Below are 17,205 nucleotides of genomic sequence, written 5' to 3'. Positions count from 1 at the left end.
AACATGTGATTTGAAAAGGATCCCCTCTTATGTCGATCAAAGGCAAAACCGCTGTCGTCACCGGCTCTAACTCCGGCATCGGGCTGGGCATTGCGCGCGAATTGGCGAAGGCCGGCGCGAATGTTGTTCTGAATTCCTACACAGACGCGGAGGCCGATCACGCCCTCGCGGCCGAAATCGGCAAAGAGACCGGCACGGACGCACGCTACATTCAGGCCGATCTGTCGAAGGGCGATCAGGCGCGCGCGCTCATTGAGCAGGCCGGACAGGTCGACATTCTGGTCAACAACGCGGGCATCCAGCATGTCGCCCCGATTGACGAGTTTCCGGTGGAGAAATGGGACATGATCATTGCGATCATGCTGTCTTCGGTCTTTCACACCACGGCTGCGGCCTTGCCGCTGATGCGCAAGGCCGGTTGGGGACGGGTCATCAACATCTCGTCGGCCCACGGTTTAACCGCGTCGCCCTATAAATCCGCTTATGTCTCGGCCAAGCACGGCGTTGTGGGCATGACCAAAGTGGTGGCACTGGAAACCGCGCGCGAACCGATCACCGCGAATGCAATCTGCCCGGGCTATGTTTTGACGCCGCTCGTGGAATCGCAGATTCCCGACACGGCCAAAAAATACGACATGACCGAGGAGGAAGTGACCCAGAAGGTCATTCTGGAGCGCCAGCCCTCGAAAGAATTTGCGACTACGGAGCAACTTGGCGGCGTTGCCGAGTTTCTGTGTTCTGACGCAGCCGCGCAAATCACCGGCACGACGATTTCAGTGGATGGCGGTTGGACGGCCTTGTGACGCGCAGCGCCTCAACGGGCGGGGGAATGCGGGTTTTGCAAAAACCTGCGGCCCCGCGCCTCCGAACATCTGGGCGTATTCATTCTGTCCGTCGCATTTGAGTATTTTCGCCAAAACGAAGCCCTATTTACGGTGTTTATCGCCCGCGCGCGTTAACCTTAATCGAAAGTGAAGACCTCATGGCCTCGAAGGCGACCAAATCAATCAACCTCGCCTTGCAAGGCGGCGGCGCGCATGGGGCCTATACGTGGGGCGTGCTGGATCGCTTGCTGGAAGAAGAGCGGCTGGAAATCGCAGGCATCTCGGGCACCTCGGCCGGCGCGTTGAACGGCGCGGCCTTGAAATCGGGGCTCGTGGGTGGCGGCCGTCAAGGCGCCAAGGACAAGCTCAGCTGGCTGTGGCATGAGATCGGGGCAGTTGATCACACCGCCCTGCCCGCCTGGATGACCGGTGTCACCCCGCAACTGATCAGCAACGCCATGCAGCTGTCCCCGGCCTTCATGGCGGTCGACATGATGTCGCGTCTCTCCTCGCCCTATCAGTTCGCGGCCCTGTCGCCACATCCGCTGGAAAAGATCGTCAAAGACTTCTCTTACGACCGGGTCTGCGCCGATGAGGGGCCAGAGCTGTTCATCTGTGCCACCAATGTGCGCAGCGGCAAGATCCGGATTTTTGACGGCGAGGCGATCACCACGGACGCGATCCTTGCGTCTGGCTGCTTGCCGACCCTGTTCAAGGCGGTTGAGATTTTCGACCCCAAGACCGACCGGGTCGAGGCCTATTGGGATGGCGGCTACATGGGCAACCCGGCGCTGTTTCCGCTCTTTCCCAATGACACGCAGGACATTGTCATCGTCAACATCAACCCGCTGCACCGCGAGGACATCCCCAAAACGCCGCAGGACATTCAGAACCGGATCAACGAGATCAGCTTCAACGGCTCGCTGTTTCGCGAACTGCGCGCCATTCAATTCGTGCGAGACCTGATCGCCGAGGGCAAAGTGACGCGCGGCACGATGGAAGACGTGCTGGTTCACATGATTTCCGACGATGCGTTGATGACCCAGCTATCAGTGGCCACCAAGATGGTGCCGACGCCTTATGTGCTGGGCGAGTTGAAAGATGCTGGTCGCGCCGCCGCCGACCGGTTCCTGCAGGATCACTGGTCCGATTTGAACAGCACATCCAGCGTTGATCTGCGGTCCATGTTCTCCTGAGCCGGTTGTGAGTCGGCTGCCCCGAAGGCCGAATGCCCGAAAATTTCACACGCCTCACGGTTTGTGAGCCGGTTCTCACGCGGCCGTTACGGTGTCTTCCGCATCAAACCCAATCTGTGCGCATGCGCACCAATCGTGGCGCATTCTCACGCTCGAGTGAATTCCAGTGAGGGCCGCCATGTCCCATATTGGTCCCATCAAACGGCAACACCGCCGAACACATATCGCCCTCACCGGGCAACACACACTGGAGAAAAAACATGAAAACCATCATCGCAACTGCCGCGCTCGCCCTGTCCCTGTCCGCACCAGCTTTCGCTGACGTGTCCGACGCACAGGCCTTCTTCGCACTGACCAACGACTCCGCCGCTGAGCGCATCGTGGGCGAAACATCGACTGGCAACCCGGTTGGCGCGGCCCAGATCCTGGCGCTGGTAAACGACTCACCTGCCGAGAACATCGTGAACTTCGACCGCGCTCGCAACGTTGACGTATCGGCCATCCAGGCGATGTTCGCGCTGACCAACGACTCGCCTGCCGAGAACTAATCCCCAACGACAACCTTCTCCCTCAAGGTTGCTGACAGAGGCCCTTCGTTTCATCGCGAAGGGCCTCAATCGTTTTTGAAAGACAGGCCTGACATAAACCTGTTACGCAGTCCCCCTAAACACCGCGCTGATGGGGAATGCGCAATGAATATTCTCGTTTTATGCACCGGCAACTCGGCCCGCTCTATCCTGTTGGAGGGGCTGTTGGACCATCACGGGTTCCAATCTTTTTCCGCTGGGTCAAAACCTGCGGGCCAGGTGCATCCCTGGGCGCTGCCGACCCTAAAGCGCCACGGCATCTCGCTGGATGAGCCAGCATCAAAATCATGGGACGTGTTCGCGGCGCCTGACGCCCCTATCATGGATTTGGTGATCACAGTCTGCGGCAATGCGGCCAATGAAGTGTGCCCCGTATGGCCGGGGGCTCCGTTGCGGGCGCATTGGGGGGTCGAGGATCCCGCTGCTGCCGCCCCCGCAGCGCAAGAACGGGCCTTTGAAGAGGCGTTTCAGATCCTGCGCCGCCGGGCGGATGCATTTGCAGCCCTCGCGCCAGAGGCGCGAACGCCCGAAGCCCTGGCCCGTATTGGACAATTGGCATGAACACAGCGCGCGCATATGTGGCGGAGGCTCTGGGCACCGCGTTCCTTCTGATCGGCGTCGTGGGCTCCGGCATTATGGGGGAGGCTTTGGCGGGCGGAAATGTGGCTGTTGCGCTGCTGGCCAATGCGATCGCGACGGGCTGCATTCTTTACGCGCTGATCACAGTGCTTGGCCCCGTCTCAGGCGCGCATTTCAACCCGGCGGTCACCCTGGCCTTCTGGCTGCGGGGAGAGATCGGGACGTCGACAGCTTTGGTCTACATTCTGGTGCAGATTTTTGGCGGAGTTATAGGGGTTTGGCTAACACACTTCATGTTCGAGCTGGACCTTTTTCAGCTGTCCACCAAAGCCCGCACCGGCCCCGCGCAATACCTGTCAGAGCTGATCGCCACCTTCGGCTTGCTGTTTGTGATCTTCGGCGGTCTGAAAGCCCGGGCTGAGGCGGTGCCGACGCTGGTGGCGCTTTATATCACCGGGGCCTATTGGTTCACCTCGTCGACCAGCTTTGCCAATCCGGCGGTGACCATCGCGCGGTCCTTCACCGACACGTTCGCGGGCATCAATCCAGCGCATATGCCGATGTTCATCGTGATGCAGGTGGTGGCCGCTATTGCCGGAACGGCTGTGCTGGGCTGGCTGTTTGCCAAGGCAGATGACTAGTTCAGCGACGTGACCCAAAGAACCGTGGCATCCTCGGCGCTGGTTGAGATCAGGTTGTGCCCCATGGACGCGTCGTAATAGGCGCTGTCGCCCCGGCTCATCTCGGCGGGTTCGTAAAATTCGCTGAAGAGCCTGACCGATCCGGTCAGCACATACAGGAATTCCTCGCCATCATGGCGCACCCAGCCGTCAAACTCTTCGAAGCTGCGCGCCCTGACGGCGGCGCGGTAGGGCAGCATCGCCTTTTTCGTCAGGCCCGAGGCCAGCAATTCATGCTCGTAGGTGGTGGTGACCAGCGTCTTGCCCTCGCCCGCCTTGGTCACATCCATGCGGCCTGACACTTGGTCCTTCTTGGGCGGCGTGAACAGCTGCGGCATGTCGATGCCAAGCCCCAAGGCCAGCTTCTTCATCAGCTCGAATGTGGGTGACATCTGGTCATTTTCGATCTTCGACAAGGTGGAGCGTGCCAGCCCCGCCTCTTTCGCGGCGCGTTCCAGGGTCCAGTCGCGCTCCTTGCGCAGCTCGCGCACCCGGCGGCCGAGGTTCAAAGGCTCGACACGGGTTTCCGACCCATCCCCATGCGCCACTGTGAGCGATTGTAGCTTCTCTAAAGACATGGGTGTTGCATAGCGCGGCTAAGGCCCGGCTTGCAATGGCGCGGCCTGCGACGTAGCGACAGGGCATGAGTTCCGTATTCGACCAAGGCCCGCCAGAGCCCTGCCCCGACCCGTTCAACATGGCGGCATATGTGCTGGCCCATGCGGACCGGTTGGCGGCTAAGCTCGCGCTTTTGGTGGCAAGCCCTGACGGCGGCGTAACCACCCTCAGCTTTGCGGCACTGAAGGCCCGGGTGACGGAGGTTGCCGGCGGTTTGGCGGCCCAAGGCCTGGCGCAAGGCGACCGGGTGTTGTTCCGGCTGGGCAACACGCCGGATTTTCCAATCGCCTATTTGGCCTGCATCTGGGGCGGGTTTGTGCCGGTCCCCGCCTCCGCCGCGTTGAGCGTGCCGGAGATCACGGAGGTCGCGCGGCAGACCGGCCCAGCACTGATCTTGCATGATGGGCAGGCCTCGTTGCCCAATGGCGCGTTGGATGCCTTGGATCGGCTGCCCAGCGCCGCCCCAATCGCGCCGGTGATAGGCGACCCGAACCGGCTGGCCTATATCGTGTTCACCTCTGGCACCTCAGGCACCCCGCGGGGCGTGTGCCATGCGCATCGTGCCATCTGGGCGCGGCGGATGATGCATCAGGGCTGGTACGGGCTGACGGAGGCAGACCGCGTCATGCATGCCGGAGCCTTCAACTGGACCTTCACCCTTGGCACAGGCCTGATGGACCCGTGGAGCGTCGGCGCGACGGCGTTGATTGCAGGCGACGGCATGACGCCGGACCAGCTTCCGACCTGTATCAAGGCACATGACATCAGCATTTTCGCAGCCGCGCCAGGGGTTTACCGCAAGATGTTGCAATCTGAACTGCCGCCGATGCCGCGCTTGCGCCACGGGCTGTCAGCGGGCGAACATCTGGCCGAGGCCATCCGCCAGGACTGGACCGCGCGCACCGGGACCGGGCTGCATCAGGCGATGGGCATGTCTGAATGTTCAACCTTCATCTCGTCCTCGCCCGCGCATCCCGCGCCGCCCGACACATCAGGCAGGCCGCAGGCGGGGCGGCGCGTCGCAGTGATCGAGCACGGCGCGCCCGTGGCGCCAAACACGCCGGGCGAGCTGGCGGTTGCCACCTCCGACCCCGGCCTGATGATCGGCTATCTGGGCGACGCACCCGTGCAAGGCGCGTGGTTTGCCACCGGCGACATGGCGCAGATGACTGAGGACGGCACCGTCACCTATCTGGGGCGCGGGGATGACATGATGAATGCCGGCGGCTACCGCGTCTCCCCATTGGAGGTGGAGGCCTGTTTCAACGCCCTGAGCGGCGTGACTGCCTGCGCCGCCGTGCAGGTTGAGGTCAAAGCCCATGCCTTCGTGATCGCGCTTTATGTTGCGGGCGCAGCAGACGAACAGGCCATGCGCGCCCATGCGGAGCAAAACCTCACCCCCTACAAGCGGCCGCGTCTTTACATCCGGCGCGAGGCGCTTCCATATGGACCAAACGGCAAATTGAACAGGCGCGCATTACGCGCCGCATACGAGGCCCCCTGACATGAGCGCGACGATCCAACTCGACATCATCTCCGACCCTATTTGCCCGTGGTGCTATATCGGCAAGGCGGGGCTGGACCGAGCGCTGGAAAAGAACGCGGATCACCCGTTTCGCATCGAATGGCACCCGTTCCAGCTGAACCCTGACATGCCCGCGGGCGGCATGGACCGGCGCGAATATCTGGAAACCAAGTTCGGCGGCAAGGACAACGCCGTGACGGTCTATGGCCGCATCGCCGAGGCGGCTGAGGCGGCAGGTCTCGAGATCAATTTCGAAGCGATCAAGACCACGCCCAACACCATCGACGCCCACCGGCTGATCCACTGGGCCGGGCTGGAGGGGCGTCAAACCGCAATCGTGTCCAAACTGTTCAAGGCCTATTTCGTGGAAGGCCGCGACATTGGCGACCACGCCGTGTTGGCGGAGATTGCCGTCTCCGCCGAGATGAACCGCGACATGGTTGAACGCCTGCTGGCCTCAGACAGCGACCGGCAGGACATTGCGGAACGCGACGCCCATGCGCGCAATCACGGGGTCACCGGCGTGCCCACATTCGTGGTGGCCAACCTGCACGTCCTGCCTGGCGCACAACCTGCTGATTTGTGGGAGCGGGTGCTGGACGAGCTGCGCAATCAGCCTGCCCCTGACGCGTAACGCCTTGTGATCACTGCGCATCTGCCTTCCGGCTACATCCTGGCCCACGCGCCGCGCCCTGCCGCGCCGCTGATCTTCTGGGCCTGCATCCTTGGCGCGGTGTTTCCCGATATCGACCTGCTGTTCTTCTATCTCGTCGATGACCGGGCGTTTCATCATCACCGCTACTGGGTGCATGCGCCGGGGTTCTGGCTGATGGCTCTGGCGGTCATCACCCCCCTTGCCCTGCGCCTGCCTTACCCGCTGAAACCAGCCGTGTTCTGGTTCATGGGCGCGTGGTTCATGCATCTTTGCCTCGACAGCATCGTCGGGTCGATCATGTGGCTTTGGCCGGTCTCTGACCAGTTCTTCCAGTTTGCGACCGTGCAGCCCACCCATTCCCATTTTGTGCTGTCCTTCATGGCGCATTGGAGCTTCGCGTTGGAAATCGCCATTTGGCTGGCCGCGGCCATCATGTATCTAAAGAGGCGCCGCGCATGACGGATGACAAGCGCCTGCCATTGCCCGAGTTCATCGCGTTGGTCGCGATGAATTTTGCGATGGTGGCCTTCTCGGTCGACGGCATGTTGCCCGCCCTGCCCGAGATCGCGGCGGAAATCAGCCCCGAGGACCGCAACCGCGCACAGCTGGTGCTGACCTCCTTCGTGCTGGGCATGGGGGTTGGCACGCTGTTTGCCGGCCCGCTCTCCGACACTTTTGGGCGCAAGCCCGTTATTCTTGCGGGCGCCGGTCTGTTCGTGTTGGGCGCGGGCCTGGCGGCCAATGCGCAGACCATGGATCAGATGATTGCCGCGCGCATCTTGCAGGGGCTGGGCGTCTCCGGCCCGCGCATTGTCACGCTGGCCATTGTGCGTGACCTCTATGAGGGGCGCCGCATGGCGCAGATCATGTCCTACGCCATGCTGATCTTCACGCTGGTTCCCGCAGCCGCCCCCTATATGGGCGCGTTGATCATCGACGCATATGGCTGGCGCGCGGTGTTTGTGGCCTTCATCCTGTTCTGCTTGATCGTCACGGGGTGGATGGGCCTGCGCCAACCCGAGACATTGCCCCATGAGCGCCGCCGAGACTTCCGGCCCGCCTCCCTTTGGGCCGCCACGAAGGAGTGTTTCTCGAACAGGGCCTTCACCCTGTCAACGGCGGCGCAGGTGATGACCTATGGCATCTTGTTTGGCGACCTCAGCTCAGTGCAGCAGATCTTTGACGAAATTTACGGCCGGGGCGAGACCTTCCCCGAATGGTTCGCCTTGGTGGCGTTGCTGGGTGGCGTGGCCAGCATCATCAACGCCCGCGTGGTCATGGCCATCGGCATGCGCCGCATGATCGAGATCGGCATGGGCGGTCAAGCCATCCTGTCGGCAATTGTGTTGATCCTCGCCACGACCAACGGCGTGCCGTTCGCCGTGTTCCTGATTTGGAACGTGTCGATTTTCTTCATGGCCGGGTTGGTCATCGGCAATCTCAACGCCTTGGCGATGGAACCGGTGGGCCATATCGCCGGACTGGCCTCTTCCGTCATCGGGGCGGTTGCGACGGTGCTGGGCGTGGCCCTGGCCATCCCGTTGGGGTTGATGTTCGACGGCACGTTGGTGCCGCTTGCGGGCGGCATCATGGTGCTGTCGCTCGCAGGCTTCGGCCTGATCCGCAAGGGCCTGCGCTAAGGCGCACACAACCTGTGCATGGCCGCAATACCTTGTGCGCGATAGGGTCCCGCGCACCTCATTCAACCAGGAGACACCCCATGCTGATGCCACGCGAACAAACCCCCAACCTGACCTTGCCTCAGTTGGGCGGTGGTCAATTTGATCTGGCCAGTGACGATGGCGACCTGGGCACGGTTGTCTGTTTCTATCGTGGCCTGCACTGCCCGCTTTGTGCGACCTACCTTAAGGAGTTGGACAAGCTGACCCCCAAATTTGGCGAAAAAGGCGTGAAGACAATCGCTGTCTCGTCGGATGGCGAGGAACGCACCCAAGCCATGGCCGACAAGATCGAGGCCAGCAACCTGCGCTTCGCCTATGACCTGCCGCTGCAGGAAGCACGCGATTGGGGGCTCTACATCTCCACCTCGCGCGGCAAGACGTCCATCGGCATCGAAGAGCCCGCGCTGTTTTCGGAACCCGGCCTGTTCATGGTCAATAAAGACCGCTCGCTTTATTACATGTCGGTGCAGACCATGCCTTTCGTGCGTCCGCATTTCAGCGAGCTTCTAGGCGCCTTGGACTTCGCGATATCCAACAATTACCCCGCGCGCGGCGAGTATCAGGGCGCGGTCTGACCTTTTCCATTTGGTGGCAAATACTCTGAGGTTTTGCCCGCGTGGCTCAGGAGCAAAGCTCCTGAAAGAACGCAAAATATCGCGGGCGCGTCAGCGCTCCTTTTTGGCGGGCTTGAATGTGCCCGCCTTCTCGGCCAGGTCGCGGGCAATCGCAAACGCGCCTTTGATCTTGTCGGCATCCTTCTTCCAGTCGCGCCGGACAACAATCTTGTTGTCCTTCATCTTCGCCAAGTTGCGCTCGTCCTGCAGATATTCGACCAGCCCTTCGGGCTTGGCGAATTTGTTTTCATGGAACTCAATCGTGGCCCCGCACTCGCCCGCGTTCAGCTTGGCGATGCCTGCGCGTTTACACATCGCTTTGATGCGCACCACCAGCAGCAGCGTGTTGACCTCTTTGGGCAGCTTGCCGAAGCGGTCGATCAGCTCTGCGGCAAAGCCTTCCAGTTCGACCTTCGTCGTCAGGCCGGATAGGCGACGATAGAGCCCCAACCGCACATCGAGATCAGACACATAATCATCCGGGATCAGAACCGGCACGCCGAGGTTGATCGTGGGCGCCCATTGATCGTCGGTTTCGGTCAGCCCGTCCATCTGGCCAGACCGGATCTTGGCAATCGCCTCCTCCAGCATGGATTGGTACAACTCATAGCCCACTTCCCGAACAGAGCCTGACTGTTCCTCACCCAGAACATTGCCTGCGCCCCTGATATCAAGGTCTTGGCTGGCGATGTTGAAGCCCGCACCAAGGCTGTCGAGCGATCCGAGAACCCGCAACCGCTTCTCAGCGGTCTTGGTCAGTTTCTGGCGCGGCCTGGTGGTCAGGTAGGCATAAGCACGCGTCTTGGAACGACCCACACGGCCCCTGATCTGATAGAGTTGCGACAGCCCGAACATGTCGGCGCGGTGAATGACCATCGTGTTGGCGGTCGGGATGTCGATGCCGGATTCCACAATCGTGGTGGCCAGCAGCACGTCATACTTGCCATCATAAAACGCGTTCATCCGCTGATCGAGATCACCCGGCGCCATCTGGCCATGCGCCACCATGTAAGTGACTTCGGGCACATGTTCCTTCAGGAAATCTTCGATATCGGGCAGGTCCGAGACGCGCGGCACCACGTAGAAACTTTGCCCGCCTCGGTAGTGCTCACGCAGCAGCGCCTCGCGGATGGTGACAGCGTCAAATTCCGAGACATAGGTGCGGATCGCCAAGCGGTCGACTGGCGGCGTGCCAATGATCGACAGCTCGCGCACGCCCGATAGGCTCAGTTGAAGTGTGCGCGGGATGGGGGTCGCAGAGAGCGTTAGCACATGGATGTCGGAGCGCATCTGTTTCAGCTTCTCTTTGTGCTGCACGCCAAAATGCTGTTCCTCATCGATGATCAACAACCCGAGGTTCTTGAACTTCACCTGCTGCGACAAAAGCGCGTGGGTGCCGATGGCGATATCCACCTCGCCGCGCGCGATGCCCTCGCGGGTCTGATTGGCCTCTTTCGTGCCAACAAAACGCGACAACTGCCTGACATTCAACGGAAAACCCCGGAAGCGGTCCTTGAAGCTTTGCGTATGCTGGCGGCTAAGAAGTGTGGTTGGCGCAACCACGGCAACTTGCAAACCGGCGGCGGCGGCCACAAATGCCGCGCGCATCGCAACCTCAGTCTTACCAAAGCCCACATCGCCGCAGACAAGCCGGTCCATCGGGCGGCCTTTGGCGAGATCGTCCAGCACGGCCTCGATGGTTGTCAGCTGATCTTCGGTCTCCTCATAGGGAAAACGCGCGTTGAAACCTTCCCACATGTCGGCGGCAGGCTCCAAAATCGGGGCGCGTCGCAACTCGCGTTCGGCGGCCACGCGGATCAGCCGGTCGGCCATATCGCGGATGCGCTGCTTCAGCCGCGCTTTCTTGGCCTGCCACGCGCCGCCACCCAGCTTGTCGAGCAGGCCTTCCTCATGGCCATAGCGGGACAGCAATTCGATGTTTTCAACCGGCAGGTACAGCCGGTCGCCGCCTTGGTATTCCAGCAGGATACATTCATGCGGCGCGCCTGCGGCGGTGACGGTTTCCAGCCCCGTGTAGCGCCCGATGCCGTGGTCCACATGGACCACCAGATCGCCGGGGCTGAGGCTCTGGGTTTCCGTCAGGAAATTCTCCGCCCGCTTCTTCTTGCGCGCGCCGCGGATCAGCCGGTCGCCCAGAACGTCCTGTTCCGAGATCACCGCCAGATCAGGCGTCACAAAGCCCTGTTCCAGCCCCCAGATGGCCAAATGCACGCCGCCATCCGTGATGTCGCGCGCGTCAGAGATCAGCTTGGTGTCGTGGATCTCCTGATCCGCCAGCAGCCCCTGCAGCCGTTCCCGCGCGCCATCCGAGAAGCTGGCGATGACCACCTGTTTCGCGGCCCGAATCTTCTGAACATGATCCGCCAAAGCACCGAAAAGGTTGAGGTTTTCGGACTGTCGCTCCGGCGCAAAGTTCCGCCCGTCCCGCCCGCCTGCGTCGATGACGCCGGGGCCGGTCGCCTGCTGCAGGATCGCGTATTGCAGCACGCGGCGGTCTGCGACGGCCTTGTCCCACGCCGCGTCATCCAGATACAGCAACGCTGGCGGCACCGGCTTATAGACCGTGTCCATCCGCGCCTTGGATTTCATCGCCTCTACGCGGTTGTCATATTGATCCGCAATGGTTTCCCAGCGTGCCAGACGCGCGGGCGTCAGCTGATCATCAAGGCAGATCGTGGCGTCCGGCAGGTAGTCAAACAAGACCTCCAGCCCGTCATGGAAGAAGGGCAGCCAATGTTCGATGCCCGCGTGCTTGCGCCCCGCGCTGACCGCTTCATAAAGCGGATCATCCGTGCCCGCCGCGCCGAATTCGATGCGGTAATTCTGGCGGAACCGTGTGATGGCGGCCTCATCCAAAATCACCTCGGACACGGGCGCCAGTTCGATCACATCCAGCTTCTCAGTGGTGCGCTGGGTGGCCGGATCAAAACGCCGCGCGCCGTCCAGCACATCGCCAAAGAGATCGAGACGCACCGGCCCCGCCTCGCCCGGCGGGAAGATGTCGATGATGCCGCCGCGAATAGCGTAATCGCCAGGCTCCATCACCGTGGGGCTTTGCGTGAACCCCATGCGGACCAGAAAGCCGCGCAATGCCTCTTCATCAACCTGTTGCCCGACCGTGGCCACAAAGCTGGACTGCGCCAGCGTTTCGCGCTTGGGCAGGTATTGCGTGGCGGCGGACAAGGTGGTCAGCAGGATGAACGGCCCCGGCACGCCTTGCGCCAAAGCCGCCAGCGTCGCCATGCGGGTCGCAGAGACATCAGAATTGGGCGAGGTGCGGTCGTAAGGCAGGCAATCCCACGCGGGAAAGCTGAGCACGGGCACATCGGGGGCAAAAAAGCCCAGCGCGGTCTGCATCGCCGCCATTCGGCGGTCGTCGCGGGCCACATGGATGACGCTGCCCGCCTTTTGCAGCTCGGCCGCCACCAGTTTGGCGTCAAACCCCTCGGGCGCGCCTGATACGGTGATCTTATCTTGGGAGCTGCTCATTGCGCTGGACATATCGGGCCACGCCGTGAGGTCAAGGTCTACAGCACGCCCGTGGTGATATTGACATACATGCCCCACATGGAGCTGACCAAGATCGACATCATCCCGATCAGCTGCACCACGATGCGGTGCCGTCGCAGGATGCGGCGCAGGTCGTCGCCGGTCTGCCCGAAAGTCTTGCGGGCGTTGTGGATCGAGATGCCAAAGACCAAAAGCATCGGCACGATGATCAGCGACAGGGCCTGGCAAAATTCCACATCATAGACAAAGCCGGTCAGCACCAACCCTGTCACCAGGAAGGATGCGAATATGGTCAGCCATGTGCCCGCCTCATCCGAGATATAGGTCAGCCGGTTGGCGTTGATACGCACGAGGTCTTGCAGGTCCTGCTCCGCCTGCCCGCCATGTTTGGCGGCGCGGCCGACCATGTCAAACGGCACGCCCAACACGTAATGCGACGCGGTGGACCAGAACACGGCGAGCATGATCCAGAACCACAGGTTCGAGAACGACCGCAGGTCGATCAATTCAAATGCGGTGACGTAGAAATCCAAGTCTGCTCGGGCCTTTTCGTGGTCTTCGATCGTATTTTCGCCGCACCCTATAGGGCAAGGTGATCCAGCGCCAGAGGTGACGTGGCGCTTGAGGCACCCACTAAAACATGGCACGAACGCCCTAAGATACCAGAACTTGGACGAATTTATGACGCAGCACATCGCCACGCGGTTCCGCCGGACGAAACGCACACCCGCCCTCAGAGCGCTGGTGCAAGAGCGGGTTCTGGCCCCGTCCGACCTGATCTGGCCGATGTTTGTCACCGATGGTGACGCCACCCGCACGCCCATCCCCTCCATGCCGGGGGTCGAGCGGTTGAGCGTTGATTTGATCGTCGAGCAAGCCCGCGCGGCGCGCGATCTGGGCATCCCCGCGATTTGCCTGTTCCCCTACACCGACCCGGCCCTGAAGACCCAAGGCTGCGAGGAGGCCTGGAGCCCCGACAACCTGTCCAACCGCGCGACCCGCGCGATCAAGGACGCGGTGCCGGAAGTGGCGGTGATGACCGATGTCGCTCTGGACCCCTACAACATCAACGGCCATGACGGCATTGTGCGCGACGGCGTCATCGTCAATGACGAAAGCGTAGAGGCGTTGGTCAAGATGGCCTTGGCGCAGGCGGAGGCCGGGGCCGACATTCTGGGCCCGTCTGATATGATGGACGGGCGGATCGGTGCGATGCGCACGGCCCTTGAAGATGAAGGGTACCAAGACACCACCATTCTGAGCTATGCGGCCAAATACGCCTCGGCCTTCTACGGGCCGTTTCGGGATGCCGTGGGCGCGTCTGGCGCATTGACCGGCGACAAGAAGACCTACCAGATGAACCCTGCCAATGCCGACGAGGCGTTGCGGCTGGTGGCGCGAGACCTAGATGAGGGCGCGGATATGGTGATGGTCAAGCCGGGCCAGCCCTATTTGGACATTTGCCGCGCCGTGAAAGACGCGTTCGGCGCGCCCACCTTCGCCTATCAGGTGTCCGGCGAATACGCGATGATCATGGCTGCGGGCCAGCAAGGCTGGGTCGATGAAGACGCGGTGATGATGGAAAGCATGATGGCGTTCAAACGCGCCGGATGCGACGGCGTGCTGACCTATTTTGCGCCGCGGGTCGCAGCGCTGTTGAACGGCTGAGCCGGTCGGCGGTCGCTCGCCTATCTTTTGGCAAACCGCTGCGCAAAGCCCGTGACATATCGCGGGGTTTCGCCTATTATTGCCGCCAATGCACCGCGCTAGACGGGCACCCTACGAGCAAAACACTACAGGCGGATATCATGACCTTACTCAGCAGACGCAATTTCCTTGTCTCCGGCGTGGCGACCACCGGCCTTGCGGCCTGCGGCAACGGCGTCAACAGCAATGGCGGCAACAAGATCGACGCCCGAGTCGACCAGGCCTTCAACTTCCTATACGCCAATGTACCCGGCAGCCGCGACCTGGCCGACAAGGCCGTTGGCGTCCTGATGATGCCGGTCATCTCGAAGGTCGGTCTGTTCGGCCCCGGCGGGTCCTACGGCCGCGGCGCGTTGCGGATCAACGACGTGTCCGTGGATTATTACTCGTCAACCTCGGCGACCTTTGGCTTCCAGCTTGGGGCGCAGCAATATTCGACCGCGCTGTTTTTCATGACCGAAGCCGCGCTCAGCGATTTCCGCCGCTCGCCGGGCTGGACCCTTGGCGCGGACGCGGAATATGCGGTGTCCAACGAGGGCGGCAATCTGGGCGTGGACACCACCACGGCGCTGTCCCCTGTGATCGCGGTGGTCTTTGGCCAGGCGGGGTTGATTGCAGGTGCCACGATTGAGGGTAGCAAGTACAACCGGATCATTCCATAGGACGGCCCGGTACCGACTTTGTTGGTGAGAGATATCTCGCCAACAGAAAAACGTCCGCGACGAGGCTATGTCGCGGTTTCTTCGAGCGTCCGCCACAAGACTGGGGAAACGACAAAAGCGCCTTGCATCGCCGCACATGATCGCCCGCGCTCCAACAAGTTTTCTCATATCTGTAGCGGGTAAACTGCTACTTTTTCAGCCGCCAGCTTTCGATTTGGGAAACGAGAAACTCAACCTGTGCAGACGCGGCACTCACAGTTCCATTCATGCGCACATAGACCTCGACGCCCATCGCGAATGTCAGCAACATCTTTGCAGCGGATGACAAATCAAAGTCGTGAGCTAGCTCTCCTTCCTCTTGGGCCCAACCAAGCGCCAGCTCAAACATACGCTGCATATTGCTGTAGTGCCTGGCGGTGAGTTCACTGACATCGTCGATACCCAAATTCGCGTTTTCGATAACCGTGTTAACCATGAGGCACCCCCCATCACGCGGATCTTCGGCCTCTCCATGTGCGAGTTGCCGGAAGAATGAGATCAACGCGGTAAGCCCGCCTGACTGCAGGGGCTTTAGTGCTGTCTCATCGGAGATTTCCAGATACTTTTGCAATGCTTCGAGAAAAAGACCTTGTTTACCGCCAAAATCCGTCTGTAAGGCAAACCTGTTAATTGAGGTTTCGCTCTCTATCTCGCGAACGCCAAGTGCCCCGTATCCCTTTTTCCAGAATGCGAGCATGGCTGCTTCAACGGCTTTTTCTCGGTCATAATTCTTAGCACGGGCCAAGGTCGTCTCCTTTCGAAAAGGGTAACTCAATACTAGACAGGTGTCTAGCTAGAGGATATCTAGACACCTGTCTTGATAAGGAGAAATCGAATATGACAACAATTTCAAAAACCATCACCATCAACGCCCCTATCTCTAAAGTCTGGGAAAAAGTCTCAGACACGGGTCGGATCTCAGATTTGATCGGGTTCCTGGCGTCCAGCATACAAGAAGGTGATTCTCGCGTTTGCATGCTGGAGGGTGGCGGCGAGCTGACCGAAAAAATAGTGAGCGTGGATCACGAGTTGAAACGTGTGGTTTACGCTATCACCAGCTCACCATTGAACATGGATTTTCATGTGGCGACCATGCAGTTGGAGGAAGATCATGACAATACCCGGTTGAATTGGATCGTGGACCTACTTCCTGCAGATGCGCGCGACCATATGGAACCAATGCTGGACAGCGCATGCGCTGACATGACTAAGGCATTGGCGGCTTAACTTGCACTCCTACGGCACCAGAACAGTGCCGTAGGATTCCATCCGTCAAAGGGCAGACCTTAGAGCAGGCACAATGAAAGTTCACGTTGTCCCCGGCGCAGACATTTCAAAGAGGGCTGTGTGCCTGCCCTCAACCATCCAGCTTCCGCAGCCGCTCGATCAACGATGAGGTATCCCACCGGCCGCCGCCCTGCTTCTGAACGTCCTTGTAAAACTGATCCACCAGTGCGGTGACAGGCAGTGACGCGCCGTTTTCATCCGCCGTATCCAGGCAAATCCCCAGATCCTTGCGCATCCAGTCGACGGCGAAGCCGTGGTTGAACTCCCCGTCCACCATGGTCTCGTAGCGATTTGACATCTGCCATGATCCGGCGGCGCCTTGGCTGATGACCTCGACCACGGCCTTGCCGTCCAAACCCGCCTTCTCGGCGAAATGCAGCCCCTCGGACAGGCCCTGCACCAGACCCGCGATGCAGATCTGGTTGACCATCTTGGTCAATTGCCCTGCCCCGCTTTCGCCCAGCCGTTTGCAGGCCTTGGCATAGGCGTCAATGATCGGCTCAGCGCGGGCGTATGCGCCCTCATCGCCGCCACACATCACGCCCAACTGGCCGTTCTCGGCCCCTGCCTGCCCGCCGGAGACCGGCGCGTCGACGAAGCTGACCTGCTTGGCGTCAGAAGCCGCGTACAGCTCGCGCGTGACCTCTGCCGACACCGTGGTGTGATCGACGAAGACCGTGCCCGCAGCCATGCCAGCCAAGGCGCCATCATCGCCCAAACAGACCGAGCGCAGGTCGTCGTCATTGCCCACGCAGGCCATCACGAATTCCGCGCCTTCCGCCGCCTCGCGCGGGGTGCGCGCAAACGCGCCGCCATGCTCGCTGGCCCAGGCTTCCGCCTTGGCTGTGGTGCGGTTGTAGACGGTGACCTCGTGGCCCGCTTTGACCAAATGGCCGGCCATCGGATAGCCCATGACCCCTAGCCCCAGAAAACTTACCTTCGCCATGCCATACGCCTCGCTGATTGATTGAATGTCGCGGCTAAGGGATGGTACACCCCACACCGAGGGTCAAGGGCAG

At 61.0% G+C, this 17,205-nt stretch carries 18 protein-coding genes; 13 read left to right on the top strand and 5 right to left on the bottom strand.

Features of this window, described 5'->3' with window-relative positions:
- Positions 1 to 29 precede the first annotated feature (29 nt).
- The 5 genes from Q0899_RS03785 (at position 30) to Q0899_RS03765 (ending at position 3,827) form a co-directional block, all read left to right on the top strand.
- Positions 30 to 803 (top strand): 3-hydroxybutyrate dehydrogenase, encoded by a 774-nt coding sequence (locus Q0899_RS03785; RefSeq protein WP_298291451.1) that lies wholly within the window; start codon positions 30 to 32, stop codon positions 801 to 803.
- 179 nt (positions 804 to 982) lie between these two features.
- Positions 983 to 2,020, top strand: a complete 1,038-nt coding sequence (locus Q0899_RS03780) for a patatin-like phospholipase family protein (protein WP_298291453.1) — start codon at positions 983 to 985, stop codon at positions 2,018 to 2,020.
- A gap of 260 nt (positions 2,021 to 2,280) precedes the next feature.
- Entirely contained in the window at positions 2,281 to 2,568 is a 288-nt protein-coding gene (locus tag Q0899_RS03775) for a hypothetical protein (protein WP_298291456.1), read from the top strand.
- A gap of 144 nt (positions 2,569 to 2,712) precedes the next feature.
- The gene (locus Q0899_RS03770) at positions 2,713 to 3,168 is read left to right on the top strand and encodes an arsenate reductase ArsC (RefSeq protein WP_298357796.1); all 456 of its coding nucleotides are present in this window, start codon (positions 2,713 to 2,715) and stop codon (positions 3,166 to 3,168) included.
- A complete protein-coding gene (locus Q0899_RS03765) occupies positions 3,165 to 3,827 on the top strand; it encodes an MIP/aquaporin family protein (protein WP_298357799.1) in 663 nt (220 codons plus the stop codon). The genes Q0899_RS03770 and Q0899_RS03765 overlap by 4 nt, the downstream gene beginning before the upstream one ends.
- Here the strand turns inward: Q0899_RS03765 and Q0899_RS03760 are convergent.
- Positions 3,824 to 4,444, bottom strand: coding sequence for an XRE family transcriptional regulator (locus Q0899_RS03760; protein ID WP_298357802.1), 621 nt, complete (start codon positions 4,442 to 4,444; stop codon positions 3,824 to 3,826). The two genes, Q0899_RS03765 and Q0899_RS03760, sit on opposite strands and share 4 nt — an antisense overlap.
- A 65-nt stretch (positions 4,445 to 4,509) precedes the next feature.
- Here Q0899_RS03760 and Q0899_RS03755 point away from each other — a divergent pair, with 65 nt between their 5' ends.
- The 5 genes from Q0899_RS03755 to Q0899_RS03735 all read left to right on the top strand — a co-directional run bounded on the left by Q0899_RS03755 (position 4,510) and on the right by Q0899_RS03735 (position 8,921).
- A complete protein-coding gene (locus tag Q0899_RS03755; RefSeq protein ID WP_299191129.1) occupies positions 4,510 to 5,988 on the top strand; it encodes a class I adenylate-forming enzyme family protein in 1,479 nt (492 codons plus the stop codon).
- 1 nt (position 5,989) lies between these two features.
- Positions 5,990 to 6,643, top strand: a complete 654-nt coding sequence (locus tag Q0899_RS03750) for a DsbA family oxidoreductase (RefSeq protein WP_299191128.1) — start codon at positions 5,990 to 5,992, stop codon at positions 6,641 to 6,643.
- 6 nt (positions 6,644 to 6,649) lie between these two features.
- Positions 6,650 to 7,123 (top strand): metal-dependent hydrolase, encoded by a 474-nt coding sequence (locus Q0899_RS03745; RefSeq protein ID WP_299191127.1) that lies wholly within the window; start codon positions 6,650 to 6,652, stop codon positions 7,121 to 7,123.
- The gene (locus Q0899_RS03740; protein ID WP_298357816.1) at positions 7,120 to 8,304 is read left to right on the top strand and encodes a multidrug effflux MFS transporter; all 1,185 of its coding nucleotides are present in this window, start codon (positions 7,120 to 7,122) and stop codon (positions 8,302 to 8,304) included. Before Q0899_RS03745 ends, Q0899_RS03740 begins: the two co-directional genes overlap by 4 nt.
- An 80-nt stretch (positions 8,305 to 8,384) precedes the next feature.
- The gene (locus tag Q0899_RS03735) at positions 8,385 to 8,921 is read left to right on the top strand and encodes a peroxiredoxin-like family protein (protein ID WP_299191126.1); all 537 of its coding nucleotides are present in this window, start codon (positions 8,385 to 8,387) and stop codon (positions 8,919 to 8,921) included.
- Positions 8,922 to 9,011: 90 nt separating this feature from the next.
- Here the strand turns inward: Q0899_RS03735 and mfd are convergent, their stop codons facing one another.
- Positions 9,012 to 12,470 carry a transcription-repair coupling factor gene (gene mfd / locus Q0899_RS03730; RefSeq protein WP_299191125.1) on the bottom strand — a complete coding sequence of 1,153 codons (3,459 nt, stop codon included), beginning with the start codon at positions 12,468 to 12,470 and terminating at the stop codon, positions 9,012 to 9,014.
- A gap of 38 nt (positions 12,471 to 12,508) precedes the next feature.
- On the bottom strand, positions 12,509 to 13,024 hold the full coding sequence (locus Q0899_RS03725) for a component of SufBCD complex (protein WP_299191124.1): 516 nt from the start codon (positions 13,022 to 13,024) through the stop codon (positions 12,509 to 12,511).
- Positions 13,025 to 13,172: 148 nt separating this feature from the next.
- Here Q0899_RS03725 and hemB point away from each other — a divergent pair, with 148 nt between their 5' ends.
- Both hemB and Q0899_RS03715 read left to right on the top strand, forming a co-directional pair.
- Positions 13,173 to 14,159 (top strand): porphobilinogen synthase, encoded by a 987-nt coding sequence (gene hemB / locus Q0899_RS03720; protein ID WP_299191123.1) that lies wholly within the window; start codon positions 13,173 to 13,175, stop codon positions 14,157 to 14,159.
- 140 nt (positions 14,160 to 14,299) lie between these two features.
- Positions 14,300 to 14,860: a YSC84-related protein gene (locus Q0899_RS03715; RefSeq protein ID WP_298291489.1), complete on the top strand. Its 561-nt coding sequence runs from the start codon at positions 14,300 to 14,302 to the stop codon at positions 14,858 to 14,860.
- A 187-nt stretch (positions 14,861 to 15,047) separates the two neighbouring features.
- On the opposite strand, the gene Q0899_RS03710 is transcribed toward Q0899_RS03715, so the two are convergent.
- Positions 15,048 to 15,644 (bottom strand): TetR family transcriptional regulator, encoded by a 597-nt coding sequence (locus Q0899_RS03710; RefSeq protein WP_298357830.1) that lies wholly within the window; start codon positions 15,642 to 15,644, stop codon positions 15,048 to 15,050.
- Between the two features lie 92 nt (positions 15,645 to 15,736).
- On the opposite strand from Q0899_RS03710, the gene Q0899_RS03705 reads away from it, so the two are divergent.
- Positions 15,737 to 16,126, top strand: coding sequence for an SRPBCC family protein (locus Q0899_RS03705; RefSeq protein ID WP_298291495.1), 390 nt, complete (start codon positions 15,737 to 15,739; stop codon positions 16,124 to 16,126).
- A 130-nt stretch (positions 16,127 to 16,256) separates the two neighbouring features.
- Here the strand turns inward: Q0899_RS03705 and Q0899_RS03700 are convergent, their stop codons facing one another.
- Positions 16,257 to 17,150: an NAD(P)-dependent oxidoreductase gene (locus tag Q0899_RS03700; RefSeq protein WP_299195211.1), complete on the bottom strand. Its 894-nt coding sequence runs from the start codon at positions 17,148 to 17,150 to the stop codon at positions 16,257 to 16,259.
- Between the last annotated feature and the right edge of the window lie 55 nt (positions 17,151 to 17,205).

This window comes from uncultured Litoreibacter sp. (genome assembly GCF_947501785.1).
In the GTDB taxonomy this organism is placed as follows: domain Bacteria; phylum Pseudomonadota; class Alphaproteobacteria; order Rhodobacterales; family Rhodobacteraceae; genus Litoreibacter.
The sequence above is the reverse complement of the archived record's forward strand: the minus strand, read 5'-3'. Positions and strand labels throughout refer to the sequence as shown.